Genomic DNA, 25913 nt, shown 5'->3' on the forward strand with positions numbered 1-25913 from the left:
GAATTTATCCGTGGTGTCAATGCTTCAATTCTAAAATCTAAAATCGATTGACTGTTAGTAAATGCAACCAAACGTCCTGGTAATCAGTATTTAGGTGTACCGCCCACCTAGCAGCTTCAAAGCATATAGAATTCTTCAAAATCTACATAATTCAGTTTTCCCTTGGATGAAATACAGCTAGGGAAACTCTAGTGCATTGTGCCTCTACGTAAAATATCACAATCAAATAAAAACTACTCAATATAATTAAGAGGAGTTATTCTGGGGGAAATTACCTCCACCCTTTCCGACTACCTGAAATCAGACTACTTTTAGCCAAATAATGTCGCACAAATTTGATGGTACAACCTAGATTGATTTATTTAAATCTGCAATATAAATGTTGTAATATCTTCCCATCGGTAGAGGTCATAATTTTCATTATGGTCAATAGAGAAAAGGTAAATGTGGCTCAAAATAAATCAACAAAAAAAATTTTAAAATGACGCCATTTCCAAATTAGGTGTTAAGATATAATCAAATAAGTCTGATGAGATTACTCCGGGGTGTATCTACTAATAATGCCCTTAATGGAGTCTCCAATATGAGTTCTACATTCGCTCAAGTTAACTCACAATCTGCTTTTGAAAAAGTGCCACTGCGCTCCTTAGTCTTCATTGACTCCAGCGTGGAAGATTACGAGTCACTTACAGCGGGAGTGCTGCCGGGACAGCAGGTAGTAATACTCGATCGCACCAAAAACGGCATCGAACAAATCAGCTCTGAAATTGAAAAATACGCCTCTACTAACGGGGCGATAGACTCGGTTCACATTATTTCTCACGGCAATTCTGGCAGCCTACAACTCGGCAATACTGCTCTGGGTTCAGATAACATAGAGCAATACAAAAGCCAGTTGGAAAAGTGGCAAACTTCACTAGCCCCACAAGCAGACATCATGCTTTACGGCTGCGATGTAGCAGGCGGTACAGGTGCTAATTTCGTCGATCGCTTCAGTCAATTAACCGGGGCTGACGTTGCGGCATCCACCAACACAACCGGCAGCGGCGGCGACTGGAATTTAGAATTTGCTTCTGGCCAAATTGAATCTCCCTTAGCCTTGCAGGCCGATGCGATGGCAAGTTACCAAGGTAATTTAGCTACGATCGTAGTAGCCAACAATAGCGATAGCGGGCCCGGTTCATTAAGAGCTGCGATCGCCACCGCTGTTGCAGGGGATACAATTACCTTCGCTCCAGGTTTAGCCAGCCAAACCATTACCCTCACCAGCGGTCAACTCGATATTCCCGTTGGCAAAAACATCACGATTGACGGCGCCGCCGCACCCGGTTTAACTATCAGTGGTAACAACGCATCCCGCGCCTTTTTTGTCAATGCCAACGTTGCGACTGCTACCACTTTTGCGGTCAAAAACCTCATTATTACTAACGGCAAAACGGCTGATCGAGGTGGCGCGATCGGCACAACCGACGAAGTAAACCTCACAGTAGAAAACGTTCAGTTCAACAACAACGTCGCCGATCAAGGCGGTGGCGCAATTTTCGGTAATTTCAACAATACCCTGACTGTTACCAACAGTAAATTCAACGGCAACGTAGCTACCGCAGCTAACGATGAACGTGGTGCAGGTGCGATCGGCTTTTTGAGTTTCAAAACTTTTACAGTCACCAACAGCGACTTCACCAACAACAAAGGAATTAACGGCGGGGCAATTAACAGCCTTCAAGGTAAGCTGACAATTGACAACTCTCGATTCATCGGCAACGACACCACAGCAGCCACTTTCGCCACAGGGCAGCCCAATTCTTTCTTAAGAGGTTTCGGCGGCGCACTTTATACCGATCGAGCCAGCAATCCGAGCGAAGCTTCCGGCACAATTAAGATTACCAATAGCGTATTTCAAGACAATAAAGGTCGAGGTGAAGGAGGCGCAGCTTATCTGTTCACCGGCAGCCAAGACAAAGTTATTTTGGAAAAGAGCACCTTCCAAAATAACGAAATTCTGGCGCTACCCGGTGGAAACCCTGGAAACGGTGGTGGGGTAACGATTTTGAGCGACAGCACCAACCAGGGATTGACCATTACCAGCACCACCTTTGCGGGCAACAAAGCCGGCAATCAAGGTGGCGGCCTGTGGACACGCAATGCCCCTGCTACGATTACTAACAGTACGTTTTCTGGCAACTCCACGGCGTTTGCTGCTGGTGATTTCAACAAACTCGGCGGTGCAATGACTCTTGGTGCACCCACAACCATTCTCAACACGACGATCGCCGATAATTCTGCAGGCTGGGTTGGTGGAGGTATCTTCGCCGATGCCAATAATGTCACCCTCAAAAACACGATTCTTTCCAACAATACAGCGGCTAACGGAGGAAACCCTTGGGGCATTCAGCAACACGCCACCGCCCAATATAGCGATCAAGGAGGGAATTTTCAGTGGCCGGTGATTGACACCGATACCAAGGTGACGACAAGTGTGACGATCGCAGACCCCTTACTTGGCCCTTTGCAAACCCTCAACGGCGCTTTAGTCAGGCCGCTGCTGATAGGAAGTCCGGCAATTGATAAAGGGGTTGCCACCGGCGCACCCACTACGGATCAGCGCGGCGTGACTCGCCCTCAAGATGGCGACAGCATTCCAGGTGCGATCGTGGACAGCGGCTCTTTTGAATTGGGAGGTAGTGTCGTCCCAGTGCCAACTCCCACACCCGCGCCAGTGCCTACTCCCACACCCGCGCCGGCGCCTACTCCCACACCCGCGCCGGTCCCAACTCCCACACCCGCGCCGGCGCCTACTCCCACACCCGCGCCGGTCCCAACTCCCACACCCGCACCGGTCCCAACTCCCACACCCGAACCGGTCCCGACTCCCACACCCGAACCGGCGCCAACTCCCACACCCGCGCCGGCGCCAACTCCCACACCCGCGCCGGTCCCGACTGAGACTCCGACTCCGGCGCCGACTCCCACACCCGCGCCGGCGCCAACTCCCACACCCGCGCCGGCGCCAACTCCCACGCCCGAACCGGTGCCAACTCCCACGCCCGAACCGGTGCCAACTCCCACACCCGCGCCGGCGCCAACTCCCACGCCCGAACCGGCGCCAACTCCCACGCCTGCGCCGACTCCGCCGCCAACACCAACTCCCGCACCGACTCCAACTCCGGCCTCAGATGATTCCCTACTCGATAGCCTCAACGCCCCGCAACTAGATCCTGCCACCATCACCCCCAACCCCGTCCAACAAACTATCAACGGCGGCGAGGGTACCGATTTCATCATGGGCGGTGTCATCAACGAGTCAATTAACGGACAAGCCGCCAACGATACTCTCTACGGCATGGGCGGCAATGACAACATTGACGGCGGCGCAGATAACGACTCAATCTTCGGCAATCAAGGCAGCGATTTCATCTCTGGCGACGCTGGCAACGATACCATCTACGCTGGCAAAGATAATGACACTGTTGTTGGTGGTGAGGGCGACGACTTTTTGAGGGGAGATTTAGGAAATGATACAGTTGCCGGCGGCGGTGGCAACGACACGCTTTTTGGTGGCAAAGATGACGATATCTTACTCGGTGAAGATGGTAACGACTACATTTTAGGCAACTTAGGAAATGACACAATTAATGCTGGAAACGGCAACGATATTGCTTTTGGCAATGAAGGCGCAGACCTAATTTTTGGCGATTTTGGAAATGACACGCTTTACGGCGGCAAAGAAAACGACAGTCTCGATGGCGGTGAGGGCAACGACTTGCTGTTGGGTGGCAATGAAAGCGATGTGCTGTTCGGCGACACCGATAACGATACGCTTTACGGCGGTAAGGGTAATGATATTCTCAGCGGCGGTGCTGGGGACGATTTCCTTTCCGGGGATATGGGGGACGATACTTTGACTGGTGGTTCGGGAAATGATGTGTTTTTCCTCAATCAAAGTTCGGGTAGCGACATCATTAATGATTTCCGCAAGGGAGAGGATTTAATTGGGTTGAATTCTGGTTTGAGTTTCAATCAACTCAGTATTACTTCCAGCAACAATCAAACTTTGATTACTGTGACGGGAACCAATCAATTGTTGGCGAAGCTTAACAATATTACCCCCGGTATTCTCACTGCTACCGATTTCACTCAGGTAACAATCTAACTGCCTGGGGTAGGGTGCGCTATAAGCAGCCAGCCCGCTTAGAAGTGGTGAAGATAGCTCCCAAACTCCTGAAATTTGGTGGATGACGTTAGCGCAGCCCGCCCCTAGGGGGGCTACGCCAACGAATAGGAGCGATCTGATTCTTTTCAACTGCGATCGGTAATAAATCTTGTTTATTGCCGATCGCCCACACCTAGAATGAGGCACATCCGTCTATTGCAATCCTGAGCTGGCTAGCCATAAGTAGCGCTTGAATAAAGCCAGCTTTCTCAACACTAAATTTCCGATTTCTGGGAACTTTTTTCCAGATAGTAAAAAAGTTAAATTAATCAAAATTTTAGGAAATTTTCCTGGTTTTATCTAATGTGAATGTATCAGGTACTAGCTAGAGCAATTCTCAGGAAGTCCGAAGTCCAGAAAAGATTTTCTGGATTTTACCTGACCAAGGCTTCCCAATGGTTTGATGCACTACTTATCTGGCTAAGGAGGTGCATGGCAAATCTACATATAGAGGTTCCCCGTGGCGGACTATTTACATTACATCCTCTGCTGCATTTAATTGCTAAAAAAATCGCAATTTTCACCCAGATTAAACGGATTATGGAGACCAGTCTCGAATTTCACTTAGGGATAAAATTAAAGTTTTTCCCTAAATTTTAATCTCCCCGATGGAGCACCGAGATTTTAATTCTGCCTTCGGCTTTTTGTATCTCTAGCCTTCTGCTTTCAAGGTGAATCTACCAGCAAATAGCAAACATTCTCATAGGGTATGCGAAATGAACTCCACTTTTGCCAGTATTGATTCACAATCTGCGAGCCGCAATTCTCGTTCTAAATCTATTGTCTTCATTGATTCCGAGTTAGATGACTATCAAACTCTTACGGGTGGCGTGCTTCCCGGTGCAGAGATCATCATTTTAGATAAAAATGGTAACGGAGTCGAGCAAATTACTGCGAAACTGCAAACAATTTCTGCTGCGGGGCGAACTGTAGACCAAGTTCACGTTTTTTCTCACGGCAATTCTGGCAGCTTGCAGCTAGGTTCTACGACGTTGAATTTGGATAATTTACCACAATATGAAAGTCAGTTGCAAGGGTGGCGAAATGCGCTAAGCGACAAAGCAGATATTGTGCTTTATGGTTGCGATGTTGCTGCGGGTTCGGGAAGCGATTTTGTCGATCGCCTGGGCGAGTTAACCGGGGCTGATATTGCGGCATCTAGCGATCGCACTGGTCGCGGTGGTAACTGGAATTTGGAGTTTGCCAAGGGTGATATTGAAGCCCCGCTAGCCTTGACTCCAGAGGCAATGGCGAATTATCAAGGGACTTTAGCGACGATCACCGTTACTAACAATAATGATAGCGGGCCGGGTTCATTGAGAGATGCGATCGCCTCCGCAGCAGCCGGCGATACCATTCAATTTGCCTCGACTCTGGCCAGCCAAACAATTACCCTCACTTCTGGTCAACTTGTTATCAACAAAAACTTGACAATTGATGCAGTTGATGCAGCGAATTTAACCATCAGTGGCAACAATAATTCGCGGGTAATCCGCACAGAGAGTGCAACAAATGTTACTCTAAAAAACCTGATTATTGCCAACGGCAAAGTTTCTGGAACCGATCAGAATAATGAGGCAACTAGCGCCGGTGGTGGCATTCAAACAGGAGGTAGCAGCACTTTAACTTTAGAAAATAGCCAAGTCAATAATAATGTTGCCGGTTTTGGTGGCGGCATTTACACGGGTTTCCGCAGCACGACGACTGTAATTAACAGCAAGTTTAGCGGCAATGATGGTTCACTAGCGGATAATACCGAACGTGGTGGCGGTGCGATCGCAACTAAAAGCGGCGGTGTTTTGACTATCAGAGATAGCGAATTTACCAACAACAAAGGCAGCTACGGCGGAGCTGTTAATAACCTGTTGGGCAGCATGACGATCGAAAACTCTAAATTCATCGGCAACCGCACAGAGAAAGGCGTTGGTGGCGCAGTTTACGTCGATGGTGCTAATGCTTCGGGGCCGAATGCAACCCCCGGCCCCGTTGCCGGAACTATTGCTATCCGCAACAGCGTTTTTGATGGCAATATTGGAGCGAGAGAAGGAGGAGCGGGATTTTTATTTGGCTATCTTCAAGATAAGATAGTTTTGGAAAATAGCACTTTTGTTAACAATAAAGCTGTTAAGGATCTAGCAGGAGTTGGAGGTTCCGGAGGCGCAATTCGTCACGGAAATGTGGATCTTACTGTCACAAACTCCACTTTTGCTAATAACCAAGCTGAAGATAATGGGGGCGGTTTGTGGGCAGGAGGGAATGGAAATATCAGCGTTGTCAACAGTACCTTTTCCGGCAACAGCGCTGCTAAGCAGGGCGGAGGAATGGTTGTCGCTAACAGAGATTCCTTTTCGACGAACATCGTCAATTCGACTTTTGCTAAGAATACCGCTGAATTTTCGGGAGGTATTGCTACTTTTAACGACCCTGTGAAATCGCCAATTACTGTCAAGAATTCGATTTTTGATAGGAATACTGCAAGTAACTCTTTTAAAACTAGGCAGCACACTGGACGGGAGCTCATCGATGGGGGAAACAATCTTCAATTTCCCGCTAAACTGACGACCGGAGATCCTAATGATAGTAATGTTACGGCAAGTATTACGATCGCCGATCCCTTACTCGGCCCGTTGGAAAATATTAACGGCGCTTTCGTGCTGCCACTGCTAGTAGGAAGTCCGGCAATTGATACTGGTACTGGTGCGGGCGCGCCGGCGGCAGATCAGCGCGGTGTGAGTCGCCCTCAAGATGGTGATAATAACGGAAGTGCGATCGTTGATATTGGTGCTTACGAATTTAATCCTACAGTCACGCCCACCCCAACTCCCACACCGACTCCGACGCCAACTCCCACTCCAACTCCCACTCCGACTCCCACACCGGAACCGACTCCGACTCCCACACCGGAACCGACTCCGACTCCCACACCCGAACCAACTCCCACGCCCACACCGGAACCGACACCAACTCCCACGCCAACTCCGGTATTAGATGATTGCCTACTCGATAGCCTCAACCCTCCGCAACTAGATCCGGCCACCATCACCCCCAACCCCGTCCAACAAACTATCAACGGCGGCGACACTACCGACTTCATCATGGGCGGTGTCATCAACGATTCAATTAACGGACTTACGGGCAACGATACTCTCTACGGCATGGGCGGCAATGACAACATTGACGGCGGCGCAGATAACGACTCAATCTTCGGTAATGAAGGCAGCGATTTCATCTCTGGCGACGCTGGCAACGATACCATCTACGCTGGCAAGGATAATGACACTGTTGTCGGTGGTGAGGGCGACGACTTGTTGAGGGGAGATTTAGGAAATGATACAGTTGCCGGCGGCCTTGGCAACGACAGCATTTTCGGCGGCAAAGATGACGATATCTTGCTGGGTGAAGATGGTGACGACTACATTTTAGGCAACTTAGGAAATGACACAATTAATGCCGGAAATGGCAACGATATTGCTTTTGGCAATGAAGGTGGAGACCTAATTTTTGGCGACATCGGTAACGATACCCTGTACGGCGGCAAAGAAAACGACAGTCTCGATGGCGGTGAGGGCAACGACTTGCTGTTGGGCGGCAATGAAAACGATGTGATCTGTGGCGACATCGGTAACGATACCCTGTACGGGGGCAAAGGTAATGATATTCTCAGTGGTGGCAGCGGTGCAGATTTCCTTTCCGGGGATGTTGGGGACGATACATTGACGGGAGGTTCGGGAAATGATGTGTTTTTCCTCAATCAAAGTTCGGGTAGCGACATCATTAATGATTTCCGCAGGGGAGAGGATTTAATTGGGTTGAATTCTGATTTGAGTTTTAATCAACTCAGTATTACTTCCAGCAACAATCAAACTTTGATTACTGTGACGGGAACCAATCAATTGTTGGCGAAGCTTAACAATATTACCCCCGGTATTCTCACTGCTAACGATTTCATTACTCTGTAATTATTATACTAAATCCGGTTTGTCTATACCCTCGATCATTCTGCGTATCCTTCGGCGGTTAAAACCGCTACTAAACAAACGAAGTCTGAGTCCGCAGAGTGAGATAAAAGGAGTATTTAAGCCGGATTTAGTATTATATCATCTTCCAATAAAAAGTAGCCAAGTATGATAAATATCCTCTAATATTCTGATGCTATAGCCACACATATTAATCTGTTTTTCCTAATAAAGCGGACTTGATATTATTCCATTTTAATACGATCGCACAAATCTCTGTCCTCCTCCTTGACTTCAGCATTGGTTCGCAGATAATCCCCCACGCGATCGCACGCATAACCCAGTTCATCGAGTTTGAGAATACGCTCTAGATCCCACAAAATCACAGTGCGATCGTCCCCAACCGAGGCAATCTGTTTACCATCGGGACTAAACGCAACTCCCCAAACGTTCCCTTCATGTCCGGTTAGCGTCGTGATTTCTGTCCCGTGGGTTTTCCAAAGTTTGAGTGCGCCAGTTGAGCCTCCCCCCACCAGCATTTGACCGTCAGGACTGAAATCAACCGCCATCATGCCTCTACTATTTCCCTTGAGGGTTTTGAGCAACGCGCCATCACTCGTCCAGAGTTTAATCGTGTCATCCCTGCTGGCAGTTGCCAAAGTGCGACCGTCTGGACTGATGGCAACTTCCCAAACAGGGCTGCGATGACCCTTTAGGGTCTTGGAAAACCTACCGTCAAGACTCCACAACCGAGCAGTGCTGTCGCTACTGGCTGAAAGCAGCCTCTGCCCGTCAGGGGTAAAGTCCACATCGTAAACCCTGGCTTGATGCCCTGTGAAAGTTCGTAGGGGCGGTGCCCCCGTGCCCGCCCTGCCCTCCTTGTTCCACAGTTTCACGGTTTTATCGTTGCTAGCAGAAGCCATTAGCCGACCATCTGGACTTGGGGAGATATCCCAAACTCCAGCTTCATGACCTGTTATGGTTTTCAGTAACGTCCCGTCGAACTGCCAGAATTTAATTGTTTTATCTTCATTAGCGGTAGCAAGGAAAGGTGTATTAGCAGGATTGGCAAAGTTAGTACCAGAGAGGAAAGCAACCGAGTGAACGGCAGTATCGTTTCCAGCAAAAGACTTCAGCAACCGGCCGTCTCGCCCCCACAGTTTGAAACTGCCATCGGAAGAAGCGGAAGCTAGCATCTGACCTTCGGGGGAGAAATCCACATCCCAAATCGTGCCGCCATGTCCGTAAAGGACTTTCGAGAAGGGGTTTGTCGGGTTCCAGAGTCGAGCAGTATTGTCGTCGCTAGCAGAGACAACTATTTGACTGTTGGGAATAAAAGCAAGCCCGCGAATTCCAGATTGATGCCCTTTAAGGACTTTCAAAAGTGTCCCGTCCGGCTTCCAGAGGTTGATGGTTTGGTCGGCGCTAGCGGAAGCAATCACATCGCCTGCTGTGCTGACGGCGACTTCAAACACTTCCGCACTGTGACCGCTAAGAGTAAGTAGGGGCTGTGCCCCCGTGCCTGCCCTTCCGTCGGGTTGCCAGAGTTTGACAGTGTTGTCAGCGCTGGCAGAGATAATGGCGGGACGTTTGGCGCCGCTATTGTCTGCAAGTAAAGCGAACTTAACGTCCCAAACGCTTGCGCTGTGACCTTCCAGAGTGTTCACCAGTTCGCCATCTAGAGTCCAGACCTTGACCGTATTATCTGTGCTGCTAGAGGCTAGCAGGTTTCCATCCGGGCTAAAGGCAACACCCCAAACCGAACCTTGATGTCCTGTCAGAGTCTTGAGCAGTTTGCCATCAACACTCCACAGGCGAATGGTGCTGTCTTCACTGGCGGAGGCGATGCGCTGACCGTCTGGACTCACGGCGATCGCCCAGATCGCAGCCTTGTGTCCCTGAAAGGTTTTGAGCAGTTTGCCTTCCCGACTCCACAGATAAATGTTGCCGTCCACGCTGGATGTTACCAGGCGCTGGCTGTCGGGACTAAAACGAAGGGCGTAGACGCTGCTGATTGTGTGTTGGAGAGTGTGCAGCAAGGTACCATCCCGTTGCCAAACCTTGGCTGTTTGGTCGCCGCCTCCGGTGGCGATGAGTTGACCGTCGGGGCTGACATCAACTGCCAGAACCGGGCTGGAATGGCCCAACAGGCGATTGAATTCTGCCGTTCCATAGATGGCTTGTTGCAGCACTTGTTGAACTTGAGATGGCAACTGGGGGCTGGAATTAGCTAGGCTGTCGATCCTGCGTCTGGCTTTAATGGCGCTCACGAGGGCATCTAATCGCTGTTGGGAGGCGAATTGCCCTGCCGATGAGGAAGTGAGGGCTTGAATTTCACTGATGCGGGCTTGGTGTTCGCTGGTGATGGCGTAATGATATTGCCAGAGGGCGAGAATGCCAAAGGCGATCGCAACTATTAGCGCTCCGCTGAGCGCCCCAAGAAATCTTCGCTGCCGCTTCGCTGTCTCTCGCTCTAAAACTAACCGTTTGCGTTCTTCTGTGAGTCTGGCTTCAACTTCTCTGAGCCTCGCCGCTTCCAGCGCTTGCTGCACTTCCAGCCTGTCTAATTCACCAGAAGCGGCTAAAAAGTGATAATCCAAATCGCTCAAACTTTTTCCCTGGGCCCAGTAGGAAGCGTCTTTTAACGATTGTCCCCGCAACAATCGCGATTCATCGGTTTGTTTGGAAGCGATCCAAGCGTTGAAAGCTTGGGAATAAGGACGCAGTTGCTCTAACTGTTTTTCTACCCATTCCAGGTTAAAGATTTCTTGATAAATCGGGTTTCTTACCTTCAACAAACCTTGTTTTTTTACTACCAAACCCGATAGCAGCAGTTCGATCTGCTCTCGACTGTCATCCGCTTCAACTTCACCACATTGTAAGAGGTTTTGATAGATACCTAAGCTACGTGCAGTGAGTTGTTCGTTGCCAAGAATGCGATCGCGAATTGTCTTTAAATGCTCAGGCTCATCTTGCGATTCCCATTTATTGATGATGTTTTCTATTACCACAGATTCCACAAAAAATCCCTCTGTTCCCGGTGGAATTTTTAAATCACCGCTGTGGGCTTTTCCTGCCATTTTTACTACTAATTCACATATTTTTTGAGTTAAAAATGGTTGTCCTCCCGTCCAATCTAAGATTTCTTTGAGAACTGCCTGCGGATTGGCTATGACCTTTTCTAACCCTTTCGCTAATGGTTGAGCTTCTTCTAAGCTAAATCCGGACAAATCGATCGATTTTCCGATATTAAAAGGTGTCCGATTTTTATCGGTGATTAAATCGCTGGGTGTAGCTACTCCGAAAATTACGAAGGTAATCCGGTTGTATGAGGGATTGAGGGCTCGTTGGTTGTAACAATAACGAATCAAGGCGAAAAAGTCATCGACGGGAAAATCTAAGCCTAAAATACTATCAATCTCATCGACAAATATAAAAATTCGCTCATTGGGAAATGTGACTAATAAAATTTCTTCAATAAATTGACTCAATCTTTGCAGGAGAGAAACTTCTTCTTGTTCTTCCCACCAGGTTTTTAAATTAACTTTGCCTACAAGATGGAAACTGCGCCACAAATCCCCAACGATTCCTTTATACCATTGTAAGGGAGTGATATTTTCGCTACCGATGCGGGTCATGTCGATCGTGCTGCATTGAAAACCTTCTGCTTGCAGTCGATGGAAGGTGCGAACGAGAAGGGAAGATTTGCCCATTTGTCGCGAATTGAGAATGTAGCAAAACTCGCCTCGTTTTAAGGCTTGATAAAGTTCGATATCTGCTTGTCGTTCGACATAGGTAGGCGCATCAGTGGTGAGACTGCCACCAATGTGGTAAGAGTAATTTTTCATAATTGATAGTTAATTGTTTCGGATAATTTAGCGATCGCCCACTGCATCGCACAAATGTCTGTCCTCCTCTTTCACATCGGCATTTGTTCGCAAATAATCTCGCACCCAATTGCAACCAAACACCAGTGGATCTGTATTGAGAATTCGCTTCACATCCCACAAAATCGCCGTTTGGTCATGGCTGGCGGAGACAAGGAAAGTGCCGTCGGGACTAAAGGAAACTTTTGTCACCAAACCTCTATGTCCCGTGAGCGTCCTCAGCAAGATGCCATTTTTATTCCAGAGTTTCACCGTGTTATCCAGACTTGCCGTAGCGACGATTTCACCATCCGGGCTAAAGGAAACTCCCTGCACTCCCTGTGCGTGACCTTTAAGCGTTCTCCGTAGCTGTGAAGAGTGAGGAACTGAGGTGTCAATAAGAGTCGATAAGGCATCTAATTTCCAGAGTTTGGCGGTGCCATCTGTACTGGCTGAGGCGATCGTCTTGCCATCGGGACTGAAACTGACCCCCATAGTCATAGCCTGATGGGCATCAATCGCCTGCAACAAAGTGCCATCGGGCTTCCAGATCGCGAGAGTACCGCTGCTACCGACGGCGGCTAAAGCTTTTCCATCAGGGCTAAAGGCCACACTCCAGAAGGCGTTGCCATCTAGCTTCAGAGTTCGCACTAACACGCCGTCTGGCTGCCAGAGTTTCACCGTGCCGTCTGAGCTTGCGGAGGCAATAATTTTACCGTCCGGACTCCAAGTAATTCCGTAAACTACACCTTTGTGGGCGTTGATTTCTCTCAGAAATCTGCCATCCTTGTGCCAGAGTTTAACTGTTTTTTCACCCCCTGAAGCAATAAGTTTACCGTCAGGACTGAATGCCACATCCCAAAGCCCCCCTGTACCCTCCTTAAGCGTCTTCAGCAACGTGCCATCGACGCGCCAAAGTTTCACCGTGCCGTCTGTACTGGCAGTGGCGACGATTTTACCGTCAGGAGCGAAAGCAGCTCTATAAACAGCAGCGTCGTGACCTAGCAGGGGCAAGAAAAAAATGTTTTTCGGCTGCCAAAGTTTGACAGCATTTCCTATACCCAGGGAAGCAATGAAACTGCCGTCACGACTGAAAGCGATATTCCATAGCGCACTGCGATGTCCTGCAAAAGTTCTGAGATCTTTGCCGTCTTTGCTCCAAAATTTGATTGTGCGATCGCCGCTGGCTGTGGCGATAATCTCACCGTCAGGACTGAAATCTAGACTCTCAACGCCAGATGCGTGACCTTTAAGGGTTCGCAGGGGCTGTAACTCTTCGTCTGACGGGGCATGGGAGGGCCAAAGTTTAACAGTTTTATCCATGCTCGCGGAGGCAAATATCTCGCCGTCAGGACTGAACTCGACCTCCCAAATTGCAGCGCTATGTGCTTGAAACGTTCGCAGTAACTTTACTGCGTCCCAGAATGGGCCGTCTTTTTTCCACAATCGGATCGTACCCTCCGCACTTGCGCTAACGAGCATTTCCCCGTCGGGGCTAAAGCTCAGGCTCCTCACCGCATCGGTGCGATCGAGAATGGTTAATAAATTGCCGTTTTTGTCCCAGAGTTTAACGGTGTTATTCTCACCGGATGCAGCTAAAGTCTCGCCATCTGGGCTGAACGCCACACCGTTAAACTCCTTACTGTGTCCCTCAAGGGTGTGTAGGAGTTTGGGACCCGGCCAAGATGTTCCCTCTTGCTGCCAAACTTTAACTGTGCCATCTCCACTGGCGCAAGCGAGGAGTTTGCTATCGGGGCTAAAAGCCATCCTCCACACTATACCGTTGTGGGGAAGAGTCGCAATCAGGGTGCCATCTCGCTGCCAGAGTTTGACCTGGTTATCTGTACTTGCAGAGGCAATGGTCTGAGCGTCGGGACTGATTGCTAATCTATACAGTGTCGCCTGATGTCCTGATAAGCGGTTGAACTCGGAAGCTCCATAAACTGCCTGCTCTAGTAATAATTGCACGCGCTTTTCTAGTTCGGGATTTGCTCCACCCAGTTGTTGCAGTTTGCGCTTGGCTTTGATGGCGGCGATGAGGCTGTCTAATTTTTGCTCTAAGGTGAAGAGGGCTTCGGAGGAGGTGGCGATCGCTTCTACCTCACTCAATGTAGCTCGACGATATTGCCAAAAAGCTGCTGTTCCTAAACCGAGGGCGATCGCTAATGCTAAAGAGAGTGCAGCAATAAACCACTTTTGCCGTCTGGCATTTTTTTCGACTTCTTTTAACCTTTCTGCTTCTAAGGTCAGTTGCATTTCTTGTTTGTCGAGTTCGGCGCTAGCTGCTAAAAATTGATAGTCTAAATCGCTCAAACTTTTTCCCTGCATCCAGATTTGAGCATCTTTTAAGGCTTGTCCCCTCAAAAGGCGCGAATCATCTGTTTGTTTGGCAGCGACCCAAACATCGAAAGATTGGGAGTAAGGACGCAGTTGTCCTAATTTTTTTTCTACCCATTCTATATTAAATACTTCTTGATATATTCGGTTTTTTACCTGCAAATAGCCTGCATTCTTTACCACTAAACCCGATAGCAATAGTTCGATTTGTTCTCGGCTGTCATCGGTTGGTACCCCCCCTAGCCGCCCCTTAGTAAGGGGGGGAGCCGAAGGCGGGGGGGTCAGAATTTGCTGGTAAATGCTGAGCAATCTTCCGGCGCGTTGTTCGTTTCTCAGGATGCGATCGCCTATCGTTTTCAGATGCTCCGGTTCGTCTTGCGATTCCCATTTGTCGATGATTTGCGATCGTACCAAACTATCCACCCAAAATGCCTCTGTTCCCGGGGGAATATTTACTAATCCGCCTGCCGTTTCTCGGCTGGCTCTATACGCCAAATAGCAAATTTTATGGGTGAGGAATGGCTGTCCTGAAGTCCAAGCTAATATTTGTTTGAGAACGGCATGAGGATTACTGACGGCACTCTCTAATCCCTTAACTAATAGTTGGGCTTCGTGCAGCTCAAAACCATGCAAATCTATAGCATGACCGATATTAAAAGGAGTTCGCTTTTTGTCGGCAATTAAATCGCTTGGCGTCGCTACTCCAAAAATTGCAAAAGTAATGCGGTTATACTCTGGATTAATCGCTCGCTGATTGTAGCAAAACCGAATTAAGGCAAAAAAATCATCGACAGCGAAATCCAAACTGAGAATGCTATCGATTTCATCGATGAATATAAATATCCGCTCGTGAGGAAAATTGACCAGCACGATATCTTCAATAAAATGACTCAATCTTTGCGAAAATGAGACCTCTTCTTCGTCGCGCCACCAAGTTTTTAAATTAACTTTTCCTAACAAATTGAAGCTGCGCCACAAATCCCCAACGATTCCTTTATACCATTGTAAGGGAGTGATATTTTCGCTACCGATGCGGGTCAGGTCGATCGTGCTGCATTGAAATCCTTCGGCTTGCAGTCGGTGCAGGGTACGGACTAAGAGAGAAGATTTACCCATTTGCCGGGAGTTAAGGACGTAACAAAATTCGCCAGCTTTTAAGGCTTCATAAAGTTCGGAATCTGCTTGCCTCACTACGTATGTAGGCGCATCACTCGCGAGACTGCCCCCAATTTGGTATGTTACCTGGGTCATGCCGTTTATGGGTGGGTTTAAAGGTGAGTATGTAGTAAATTTATTTAGAGGTGAGGATGTGGTGCTGGAGCTTCATTATAATATAAATAATGCCCAATTTTGGTTAATTACCCCTTTTTTTAGTCCGGGTAGGCGGACTTTGTTTGTATAGCAGCGATTTCCAATCGCCAGGAAAAGTGGAGTTTTCAAGGCGGATATTGGATTACGAAAAGAAACTGTAAAGCCGACTCTAAATAAAGTTGTACGAACCAAAATAGAGGCGGTACAACTCGCAGCTTAGCGTACAGCGGTTGTTATCGATATTAATCAGTCCCATACTAAATAATTTAGAAGCCACTATCGGCTCTAATTCCACTCCGTGTTCCGATTTTACCACTTGTTTAAGTGCAACCGCAAGTTCGGGATACTCTTGGAATGTTGCCCAAAAACTCCGCAAGTAATCCTTATAAATTCCCGCTATTGTCGGAGCTTCTTGTAGTAGCTGATCTAGCGTTACACTGTTTTGACACAGGTGGTAAAGAGCTAGCCGCACCAGATAAGGATGTCCCCCCACCATTGCCATTAGTCGATCGCCATTGGGGCCATCTGTCCAATCCAGTCCGTGACGCTGGGCTAAAGCAAGTATCTGCTCTCCTGTAAAATAGGGCAATTGCAGGGGTAAACCGACATTAAAAGGCGATTCAGTGAGCTTTAAAGGAATATAAATTTCTGTGGAGTGAAGAACAATTAACCGCAGTTTTTCCAGGGTTTTAATCCGCTTTGCTTCTTCATGCCAGCTTCGCAGCAGCGGCAAAAATTCTCGGGCAATTTTTGGATACTCAAAAATTCTATTTACTTCATTTAAAGCTAACACAAGAGGGGTACTGATTTCTGCTAATACATATTGTTGCAAATATATGGTGCAGCTTACTTTGCTACCCATGTCTTCATCCCAATAATCATCTAATAGAGGTGGTAATTCTAGGTGACGGCTGATGTTGGCACAAAACCAGCGTAAAAATTTATCGAGGTTGTCTAAAACAGCTTCCTCGGCTTGCTGAAAATCTAAACTTACTGTTCGATAGTCAAGAGAACTTGCACGATCTAAAATCCTTAGCAGAAGGGAACTTTTTCCCATCTTCCTGGGAGCTTTAATCCGCAGCACACTTCCTGGTTTGGTAATCTCTCGATAGGCGAGTTCTTCAATTAGCGGGTGATGGATATAAAATGGCGAACCGAGGGGCACGGGAGAGCCGGGAAATTCTAAAGGTGTTGCGAGGCATTCGCTGCGGGTGAATTCTTCAATTAATTCTCGTTCCTCTGTGGTCAGGGAACGTGATTCTACACAAGAGCGAAAATTTGATTTGCTAATAGATGTCTGCAAGATTTGAGAGAGAGATTGCCACAAGGATGAGGCGATGTTTCTCAGGTAATGCTCTCCGTAATGAGAGGCAGATGCGATACTTGTATAAGTCTTTCCTTCCCAAACTTGGCGGAGTATGATTTCTTGTACGGGATATAAATCTTTTTGTAATCGCACACGAGTTAGCTGTAGTACCTCATCTATCGTCATAACGAGCAATAACCATATAAGTGTATCGTTGATATTATCACTTATGATTGAGTGTAAAGCTTAGAGCGATCGCCGATTGGATTTCGACACGATCCTGTCGCGACATTTTTCAGGGGGTAATTGATCAAATCGGTTAAATATGCCCGAAGAGTATCACTGTCAATAATCAAGAATTCCCTCGCGGGGTGGGGGCGGGTGTATTTATTTAACCTGTCTGCACTATTCAAGGGTACAAGAGTGAACGCACCTCTACAGGTTTTTGAGAATGGTTCTCTTCGTTAATTTAAATCCGTGACATCCGTTAAATCTGGTAATTACCCCGTTGCCTGACTGGTCACTCAGTGCTATAACCCAATTTTAATGGGCGCTGGCGCTCTTACTGGAAAGGAATCTGCGCTCAGTTTTTCTTGATCGTTGCCCAAAATGTCATGCCGGTGTCACAGTTGATAGTGAAAGCAGAATTAAAAATGTGACAGTTGACCTTGCTAAAGCTTAGTCGATTGATGTTAATTTAATTACAAGTAGTTTCATATCGCTGCATTTACTCATCACAAGTGTTAAGTCCAAAAGCCTAATTTTTATTTTGGGGCCAGCAGTTTTTTAAATTTTCCTGTAACCACCTCTCAAAAATATTAGCAAATAACCGAGTTAATTTGATGCAAATGGTTCATGAAATATTTTCAAATTATTTTATTCCTCACGGTCATTGCTACTTGTGGAAGCCGGGATTAGTGAGGCTACACGTTTTGTCCGATGGCTTGATAGCCGTCGCTTATTTTTTGATACCGATTACGCTGATTTATATTGTCAAAAAGCGGCAAGACGTGCCTTTTGACTGGGTTTTCCTGCTGTTTGGCTCTTTTATTATCTGCTGCGGGATTACCCATATTATGGAAATATGGACGCTGTGGCATCCTAATTATTGGTTCTCTGGTTTTCTTAAAGGGATTACGGCGCTGATTTCGCTATGTACAGCAGCAGTGCTGGTGGAACTAATCCCAAAAATCTTGGCTATTCCCAGTCCCGATCAATTGGCGGTGGCAAATGTAGCTTTACAAAATGAGATTGGCGATCGCAAACAAGCTCAAGAAGCACTCTCGGAATTAATGCTAGAATTGGAAAAACGGGTGATGGAGAGGACGATCGCTTTAGAAGTTGCTAATGAACTTTTGCAACAGGAAAATCGCGATCGCTCTTTGGCTGAAAATTCATTGCGGCACTCGGAAGCTAAACTGCGAGAACAAACTCAACAGTTAGAGAACGCTCTGCAACAACTTAAAGGCGCTCAAACTCAACTCGTGCAAACAGAAAAAATGTCGTCTTTGGGGCAAATGGTAGCTGGGGTTGCCCACGAAATAAATAACCCTGTTAACTTCATTTATGGCAATCTGATTCCGGCTGAGGAATACATTAAAGAGCTTTTGGAATTGATTAAGGCTTATCAAGTTTATTACCCCACTCCTGCACCGGAAATTGTAGACAAGATTAACAGAATTGATCTAGGTTTTATTTTAGAAGACCTGCAAAAAATTTTTCGTTCGATCAAAATTGGAGCAGAGCGAATTAGGGAAATTGTTAAATCTTTACGCACTTTCTCCCGCTTAGACGAAGCCGACATGAAAAAGGTAAATATCCATGAAGGAATCGATAGCACTTTAATGATTTTGCAGCACCGCTTGAAAGAACAACCAAACCGTCCGCCGATTCAAGTGATTAAAGAGTATGGAGATTTGCCACTATTGGAATGCTACGCGGGACAGCTTAATCAAGTATTTATGAACATTGTTTCTAATGCTATTGATGCTTTAGAACAGAGTGTAGCGCAGGGTGATTTCCCCAACGGCTATTGGGAAAATAATTTTTCTGACAACTTACAAAACACCTATTGCCCACTCCTAAAAATTCGCATCCGCACGCTTTTAGTTGATGGCAAGTGGGTGCAGATTCACATTGCTGATAATGGCACTGGCATAGATTATGATGCGATCGCTAAAATTTACGATCCATTTTATACAACGAAACCTATCGGTGCTGGTACCGGACTGGGTTTGGCGATTTCTTATCAGATTATTCAAGCCCATGAAGGTTATTTGCGCTGCACTTCCGAGGTTGGGAGAGGGACTGAGTTTATCATTGAAATTCCTTTGCGATCGCAATTTAGCGAGCGCCACCTAGTACAAAAGCAAGCTGTTATGAACAAGCTGGGTTGAGGCGTTAATAAATAATGCTGAATCCAGCTAAATTTTTCGGTTTCTTTTATTTTTTGCCTAACTTAGGCATCATCAAATCCATATTATCTGCAAATAACAAGTATTATGTGGGAAGCACTCAAAAATATCTTTTCCCCAACTCAGTATATGCCTCACGGTCATTGCTATCTTTGGCAAACGCCTTTAGTGTGGCTGCACGTAACTGGGGACTTTTTAATCGCGATCGCCTACTATTCAATTCCGGCGATGCTGATTTATTTTATCTTCAAGCGGCGCGATGTTCCTTTTTTAGGAATATTTGCTTTATTTGGTGCATTTATTATTCTCTGCGGCACGGGACACTTGCTAGACATTTGGACGTTGTGGCATTCTGCTTATTGGCTGTCGGGGATTGAGAAAGGAGTTACTGCACTGGTTTCCTGCTACACCGCCGCCTCGATGGTAACACTATTGCCCCAGTTTTTGTCTTTAAAAACCCCCCAAGAATTAGAAGCCATAAATCGCAAGTTGCAGAGTGAGATTGCTGTGCGGGAAGATGCGGAATTAGCGTTGCGCCACGCTTATGATGACTTAGAAATTAAAGTTCAAGAACGCACCACCGAGTTGAGAGAAATTAATGGTTATTTAGAAGCTGAAATCAGAGAAAGAATAGCCGCTGAATCCGCTTTGCGCGAACGAGAAACTAGGTTAACAGAACAACAAAATGGTTTGCTCGAATTAGCCAAAAATTCTAGTATCTACGAGGGAAATATCGGCGAGGCGTTGAGAGAGATTACACAAATGGCAACCCGTACCCTGAATGTCGATCGGGCAAGTATTTGGTTTTATCAGGAAGATAAATCCGCGATGTGCTGTGCCGATCTTTACGAACTGACACCCAATCAACACAGCGGGGGTGCAGCACTGAAAGTTGCTGACTATCCTAGCTATTTCCAAGCTTTGAATAGAGAACAGGTACTCGCAGCGGTTGATGCCAAAACCGATCCGCGCACCCGAGAATTTAGCGAATCTTATTTGAGGCCTTTAAACATCTCGTCGATGCTAGATGTTCCTATTACCCATAAAGGGCAAATTGCGGGTGTAATTTGTTTAGAACATCAGGGAACGACCAGGAATTGGACGCTCGACGAACAAAGCTTTGCTAGCTATGTGGCGCAGATCGCAGCTTTAGCAATGGAAGCTCGCGATCGCAAGCAAGCCGAGTTAAACTTGCGTTCTGTCACCGAACGCTTGCAATATTTGCTGGCGACTACTCCGGCGGTGATTTTTAGCTGCAAATTAGGGGGGAATTATGACGTAACATTTGTCAGCGATAATATTGTTTCAATGATGGGTTATGAAGCCAGAGAATTTCTTGATGGTTCCCTTGATTGGCATAGCCTCATTCACCCAGACGATAGAGAAAATGTTGCAACTACATTCGCTCAGATATTGGAAAAAGAATCGATTTCCTACGAATACCGCGAACGGCACAAAGACGGTACTTATCGCTGGATATACGATGAGATCAAGTTAGTCAAAAATTCTGCTGGCATACCTGTGGAGTGCGTGGGTTATGGAGTAGATATTACTGCTCGCAAACAGGCGGAAGCAGCTTTGCAGCAACAAGTAAAAAGGGAGCGGCTCGTGAATTCCATGCAAGAGCGAATTCGTTCCTCTCTTAATCTAGAAGAAGTGCTGACAATGGCTGTGGAAGAAGTCCGCCAGTTTTTGTCAACTGATAGAACAGTTATTTACCGCTTTAATCCAGATTGGAGTGGATTTATAGCCGTCGAGTCGGTATCTGTCGGTACGATGCCGATTTTGGGAATTGATATTAATGACCCTTGTTTTCGAGAACACTATGTCTCTATTTACCAGCAGGGACACGTCCGCGCGATCGACAATATTTATACGGCAGGTATTTCAGAGTGCCACATTAATTTACTAAGCGAGTTGGAAATTAAAGCTAACCTCGTCGTTCCCCTTTTGCAAGGTGACAAACTATGGGGGTTACTCATTGCTCATCACTGCCGCAGTCAAAGGCATTGGAACTCTTCTGAGATAGAATCTCTCAAGCAAATTTCCGTGCAGCTAACAATTGCCATCCAGCAATGCACCCTTTTTGAACAAGCCAAAACAGAAATTGCCGATCGCAAATTAGCAGAAACAGCATTACAAAAAGCTGTCGTAGCTGCTGATACAGCTAACCGTGCCAAGAGCGAATTCCTTTCTTCTATGAGCCATGAATTGCGGACTCCCCTGAATGCCATTCTCGGATTTAGTCAGGTGATGGTGCGCGATTCATCTCTCAACAATCAACACCAACAGCACCTAGAAATTATTAATCGCGCCGGTGAACACTTGCTTGCCCTAATTAATGACATTTTGGAAATGTCCAAAATAGAAGCCGGCAGAAGTCAGCTTAATGAAAGCAGTTTTAATTTAATGCGCTTGCTAAAAACCTTAGAAGAAATGTTCCGATTAAAAGCTAAATCTAAGAAATTGCAGCTAAATTTGGAAGTGGGTGACGGCGTACCACACTTTGTTACGGGAGATGAAGGTAAATTGCGGCAAATTTTGATTAATCTTGTAGGAAATGCGATCAAGTTTACAGAGAGGGGTAGCGTTACTTTGCGAGTGAAAAAGAAGGTACAAGAAAGTTTGGGGGCTGAAACCGCAGAGTTTTCGGACACACAAACAAAACTTGTCGGCGCGGCTTCTGAACATTCCGAAAGCTTAGCGGTTGAAACCACAGCTATACAAAGGAAACCCGGATGGTGCACTGGTTTTAATGAGTCCGAAAGCTTGGCACACTGTGATTGTGTAGACGCGAATCACCTTTACCCGGAATTGTTACGCCTTCAGTTTGAAATTGAAGATACTGGCCTTGGCATTGCCACAGAAGAAATGAATAAGTTATTTGAACCATTTGAGCAAACAAAAACAGGTCAAAAGTCTCAACAGGGGACTGGATTAGGTTTACCAATTAGCCGCAAATTTGTACAAATGATGGGAGGAGATATTACAGTCAGCAGTACACCTCAGTTGGGAAGTAAGTTTGCATTTGATATTCAAATCAACCATGCCACTCCCACTGAAATTAAAATTCTTAAACCGCAGAAAAAAGTAATGGGTTTAGCACCGAATCAACCAGAATACCGGATTTTGGTTGTTGACGATCGCGCCGATAACTGCCTAGTCATAGAGAGATTATTGTCACCATTAGGCATCCTCGTCCGGGAAGCTAGAGATGGTCAAGAAGCTATTGCGGTATGGGAGGATTGGCAACCGCACCTGATCTGGATGGATATGCAGATGCCTGTCATGGATGGCTATGAAGCCACCAGAAAAATTAAAGCTCATCCTCTCGGAAAACAAACTGTAATAGTTGCTCTTACTGCGAGCGCTTTTGAAGAGGAACGACAAACTATTTTAGGAGCAGGATGCGATGATTTCATGCGTAAACCCTTCGAGGCAAAGATACTATTTGCGAAAATGGAAGAACTTTTAGGAGTACGTTACATTTACGAGGAATCTGTTGATGCACCACTAGAAAATAAAAACGAAATTAGCGGAGTGACTAGCAATCAATCTGTCGAGTCACAACTCGGTCAAATGCCTCTTGAGTGGGTAGAAAAGATATCTCATGCTGCTCATGAATGTTGCGACGATAAAATTGTTAAGTTGATTGAGGAAATGCCGAGCGAGTTTGCTTTTGCTGCAGAATACTTAACTACTTTGGTGCAGGATTTCCTATTTGACGATATTATAGAGATAGCGCAGTCAGCAGTTGCAACGAGGTAAAAATAACAGTTTTCAACTAATCTCAACTTGGGAGGCTATTTTATTTAAAAAAGACCTAAGATTACGCCCCAATACCGTCTCCTAGCCATCTATTTTTAGCAAGGTAAATCGGATTTTATACCGTTGCGTTTTTTTGAGGTAAACTTCTTAAGTCTTAATATCTTTTATCTTGACCAACTACCGTGAGCGATCGCATGGACAGCCATCATTATCCTACAATTCAAGCCAACATTTTAGTAGTTGATGATAAGCCCGATAATGTGCGGCTTTTATCTACAATCTTGACCGAACAAGGGTATCAGGTTCGTAAAGCGCTGAACGGGCAAAGGGCGATCGCTACAGTGCAAGAGTTTCCGCCAACTCTAATTTTGCTGGACGTGATGATGCCAGACATGAATGGATATGAGGTATGTGCAAAGTTGAAAGCTTCACCAAAAACCAGTTCCATTCCCGTGATTTTCTTAAGCGCCTTAGATGACGTTTTAGATAAAGTGAAAGCTTTTGAGGTGGGAGCAGTTGACTATATTACTAAACCTTTTCAAGGTAAAGAAGTATTGGCACGAGTGGCAAATCAGTTAACAATTCAAAGTCAACAACAGTTACTGCAACAGCAAACGAAGCAATGCCAAGAACTTGTCGAACGTTTGCAAAACGAAATTAAAGAGCGGCAGGGGGTGGAGCTAGCTTTACGGCTTGCTCAAACAAAGTCGGATCATTTATTGCTGAATATTTTACCAGCAGCGATTGTTGAAAATTTGAAAAAGGGCGAGGGTTCTCCTGCCCAGAGGTTTGATTCAGCAACAGTTCTTTTTGCCGATATTGTCGATTTTACGTCTATTGCTGCTAGAATGTTACCTCTAGAATTGGTAAATGTACTAAACCAGATTTTTTCAAGGTTTGACCAACTAACTGAAAAACACGGTTTGGAAAAAATTAAAACAATTGGAGATGCTTATATGGTAGCGGGGGGGTTGCCTGTGCCGAGGGCAGATCATGTAGAAGCGATCGCGAATATGGCCTTGGATATGCAGGAAGCGATCGCTGATTTTCAAACTGACAGAGGCGAACCATTTCAAATTAGGATTGGCATTCATACAGGGCCCGTAGTTGCTGGCGTAATTGGCACTAAAAAATTTAGCTATGACTTGTGGGGAGATACTGTTAATGTTGCTTCTCGGATGGAATGTCAAGGCTTACCGGGATATATTCAAGTTACTACTGCTATTTACGAAGTGTTAAAAGATCGGTATTTATTTGAAGAAAGAGGTGCGATCGCGATTAAAGGAAAAGGAGAGATGATCGCCTATTGGCTAAAGGCTAAAAAAGATAATTCAGCGTTTGAAACCGATTATAGTCAAAGGAAGTCCTCTCCTAGCGAAGTAATAGAGTACCCAAATACCCCACTGCTTTAAGAAGTCGGGCATCTCACCTAAAAGCTACGGATGAAAGTTGAACTAATTATTAAAAAATGAAAATAATTTGCAACTGCAAATTAGTATGTTCCCGGACGATTTCAATGCGATCGATAAATTCTCGAAAGTAAAACCTGCGTTCTGATTCTGATAAATCGAGCCAAAATTGCGGCAGGGAAACTGTTTGGGCAATTTCTCGCAAATTTACGGGGGGTAGTTGCGCTAATTTGCTTTGCAGTTCGGCAATTTCGGTGCGGATTTTGTAGGCTCTAAACTCAGCCGTTTCGGTGTCTAATATGCCGCTGTCAATCAGGGCGGAAAGTTGCTGTATGATTTCTTGTTTCGATGCGATCGCCCTGACAATTCCTGCTTTAATTCCATTCATATTCGGCATTTGCAACCCAGCAACAGCATCGGGTAAATCCCGACAAATACCGGCGATGGTTAATTGCAATACTTCATCGTAGGAAAGGCCGCTACATTTAGGCTGTTTTGGACAGTTAATCGGTCGCAAATAAAGGTATTCTTTTTTTTGGCGGTAGGAGGTGACTTTGGCAACTGTCATGGGCGATTTGCATTCGGCACAAATTGCTAAACCTGCGAGGGAACGTGGGGCGCTAGCGCTGCGAGGAGAAAGGCAGCGGTTGCGGCGCAGCAACCTGTCTATTTGGGCGGCTTCTTCTCTGGAAATAATCGGGACGTGGGTGTTAGAAATTACTTGGCTGTTTTGATATTCCAAATCGCCGCGGTAGGCGGGATTTGTCAGCCAGCGACGGCCGGTGCTTACAGAGATTTTTTTGTTGTATTTCTTGGCTAAATACCGCACGGAACCTCGCAAGGAACCGTAAATTAAAAAGTGTTCAAAAAAGTCTTTGACGGTGGGGGCGGTGGTTTTATCGATCGTATAACAATCTTTGCCGCGCCGGTAGCCGTAGGGAGCCTTACCCGGTGGAATCCGGGATTTGATGCGGTTGCGGGCGTGTCCTTTGCGAATACTCCGGCTGTGTTGGCTGCGCTGGATTTCTGCGAGGATTTGCAGCAAGTTTTGGCGGTTTCGCGGTTCTGTTTCTGCTTGTACGATGATTTCGACGCCGAGGTTTTCGAGTTGGGCGAGGTGCGAACACACTTGCTGTACGGTGTCGCCGAGTTCTTCAAACCGCTGAATTAATAAGTATTTGACTGGTTCTGTTTGGCAGTCTTTGAGGAGTTGTTGCAGTTGTTGTCGCCCTCCTAAGTCTTGATAGGTGCGATCGACTTCTTGGCCCCAAATTTCCGGTGCGGGTGCTGCTTCCAGTAGCGGTTCGGTGTAAGAATAAGCGATGATTTTCAT

Annotated in this window: 9 protein-coding genes; 5 read left to right on the plus strand and 4 right to left on the minus strand. The window is 46.4% G+C overall.

Annotation, left to right across the window (positions count from 1 at the left end; genetic code table 11):
- The first annotated feature begins 583 nt into the window (after window positions 1–583).
- Both QUA34_RS00580 and QUA34_RS00585 read left to right on the plus strand, forming a co-directional pair.
- Window positions 584–4153: a DUF4347 domain-containing protein gene (locus QUA34_RS00580; RefSeq protein WP_333383220.1), complete on the plus strand. Its 3570-nt coding sequence runs from the start codon at window positions 584–586 to the stop codon at window positions 4151–4153.
- 776 nt (window positions 4154–4929) lie between these two features.
- The gene (locus tag QUA34_RS00585; RefSeq protein ID WP_333383223.1) at window positions 4930–8172 is read left to right on the plus strand and encodes a DUF4347 domain-containing protein; all 3243 of its coding nucleotides are present in this window, start codon (window positions 4930–4932) and stop codon (window positions 8170–8172) included.
- Between the two features lie 242 nt (window positions 8173–8414).
- Here QUA34_RS00585 and QUA34_RS00590 read toward each other — a convergent pair whose 3' ends face one another.
- The 3 genes from QUA34_RS00590 to QUA34_RS00600 form a co-directional block, all read right to left on the minus strand.
- The gene (locus QUA34_RS00590; protein ID WP_333383226.1) at window positions 8415–12017 is read right to left on the minus strand and encodes an AAA-like domain-containing protein; all 3603 of its coding nucleotides are present in this window, start codon (window positions 12015–12017) and stop codon (window positions 8415–8417) included.
- A gap of 27 nt (window positions 12018–12044) precedes the next feature.
- Window positions 12045–15623 (minus strand): AAA-like domain-containing protein, encoded by a 3579-nt coding sequence (locus QUA34_RS00595; RefSeq protein ID WP_333323488.1) that lies wholly within the window; start codon window positions 15621–15623, stop codon window positions 12045–12047.
- Between the two features lie 229 nt (window positions 15624–15852).
- Window positions 15853–17142 (minus strand): AAA-like domain-containing protein, encoded by a 1290-nt coding sequence (locus QUA34_RS00600; protein ID WP_333383229.1) that lies wholly within the window; start codon window positions 17140–17142, stop codon window positions 15853–15855.
- 689 nt (window positions 17143–17831) lie between these two features.
- On the opposite strand from QUA34_RS00600, the gene QUA34_RS00605 reads away from it, so the two are divergent.
- The 3 genes from QUA34_RS00605 (at window position 17832) to QUA34_RS00615 (ending at window position 24583) form a co-directional block, all read left to right on the plus strand.
- Window positions 17832–19385 (plus strand): ATP-binding protein, encoded by a 1554-nt coding sequence (locus QUA34_RS00605; RefSeq protein WP_333383232.1) that lies wholly within the window; start codon window positions 17832–17834, stop codon window positions 19383–19385.
- A gap of 105 nt (window positions 19386–19490) precedes the next feature.
- Window positions 19491–23171, plus strand: coding sequence for a GAF domain-containing protein (locus tag QUA34_RS00610; protein WP_333383234.1), 3681 nt, complete (start codon window positions 19491–19493; stop codon window positions 23169–23171).
- A gap of 194 nt (window positions 23172–23365) precedes the next feature.
- Entirely contained in the window at window positions 23366–24583 is a 1218-nt protein-coding gene (locus tag QUA34_RS00615; RefSeq protein WP_333383430.1) for an adenylate/guanylate cyclase domain-containing protein, read from the plus strand.
- A gap of 49 nt (window positions 24584–24632) precedes the next feature.
- On the opposite strand, the gene QUA34_RS00620 is transcribed toward QUA34_RS00615, so the two are convergent.
- Window positions 24633–25913, minus strand: coding sequence for a recombinase family protein (locus QUA34_RS00620; RefSeq protein WP_333383237.1), 1281 nt, complete (start codon window positions 25911–25913; stop codon window positions 24633–24635).

This window comes from Microcoleus sp. POL10_C6, assembly GCF_036701585.1.
Taxonomy (GTDB): domain Bacteria; phylum Cyanobacteriota; class Cyanobacteriia; order Cyanobacteriales; family Microcoleaceae; genus Microcoleus.

Excerpts from the sequence above, each read along its gene's own strand:
- QUA34_RS00590 (WP_333383226.1), bottom strand. The coding sequence starts at position 12,017 with ATGAAAAATTACTCTTACCACATTGGTGGCAGTCTCACCACTGATGCG.
- QUA34_RS00605 (WP_333383232.1), top strand. The coding sequence starts at position 17,832 with ATGCAAATGGTTCATGAAATATTTTCAAATTATTTTATTCCTCACGGT.
- QUA34_RS00585 (WP_333383223.1), top strand. The coding sequence starts at position 4,930 with ATGAACTCCACTTTTGCCAGTATTGATTCACAATCTGCGAGCCGCAAT.
- QUA34_RS00595 (WP_333323488.1), bottom strand. The coding sequence starts at position 15,623 with ATGACCCAGGTAACATACCAAATTGGGGGCAGTCTCGCGAGTGATGCG.
- QUA34_RS00580 (WP_333383220.1), top strand. The coding sequence starts at position 584 with ATGAGTTCTACATTCGCTCAAGTTAACTCACAATCTGCTTTTGAAAAA.
- QUA34_RS00610 (WP_333383234.1), top strand. The coding sequence starts at position 19,491 with ATGTGGGAAGCACTCAAAAATATCTTTTCCCCAACTCAGTATATGCCT.
- QUA34_RS00615 (WP_333383430.1), top strand. The coding sequence starts at position 23,366 with ATGGACAGCCATCATTATCCTACAATTCAAGCCAACATTTTAGTAGTT.
- QUA34_RS00620 (WP_333383237.1), bottom strand. The coding sequence starts at position 25,913 with ATGAAAATCATCGCTTATTCTTACACCGAACCGCTACTGGAAGCAGCA.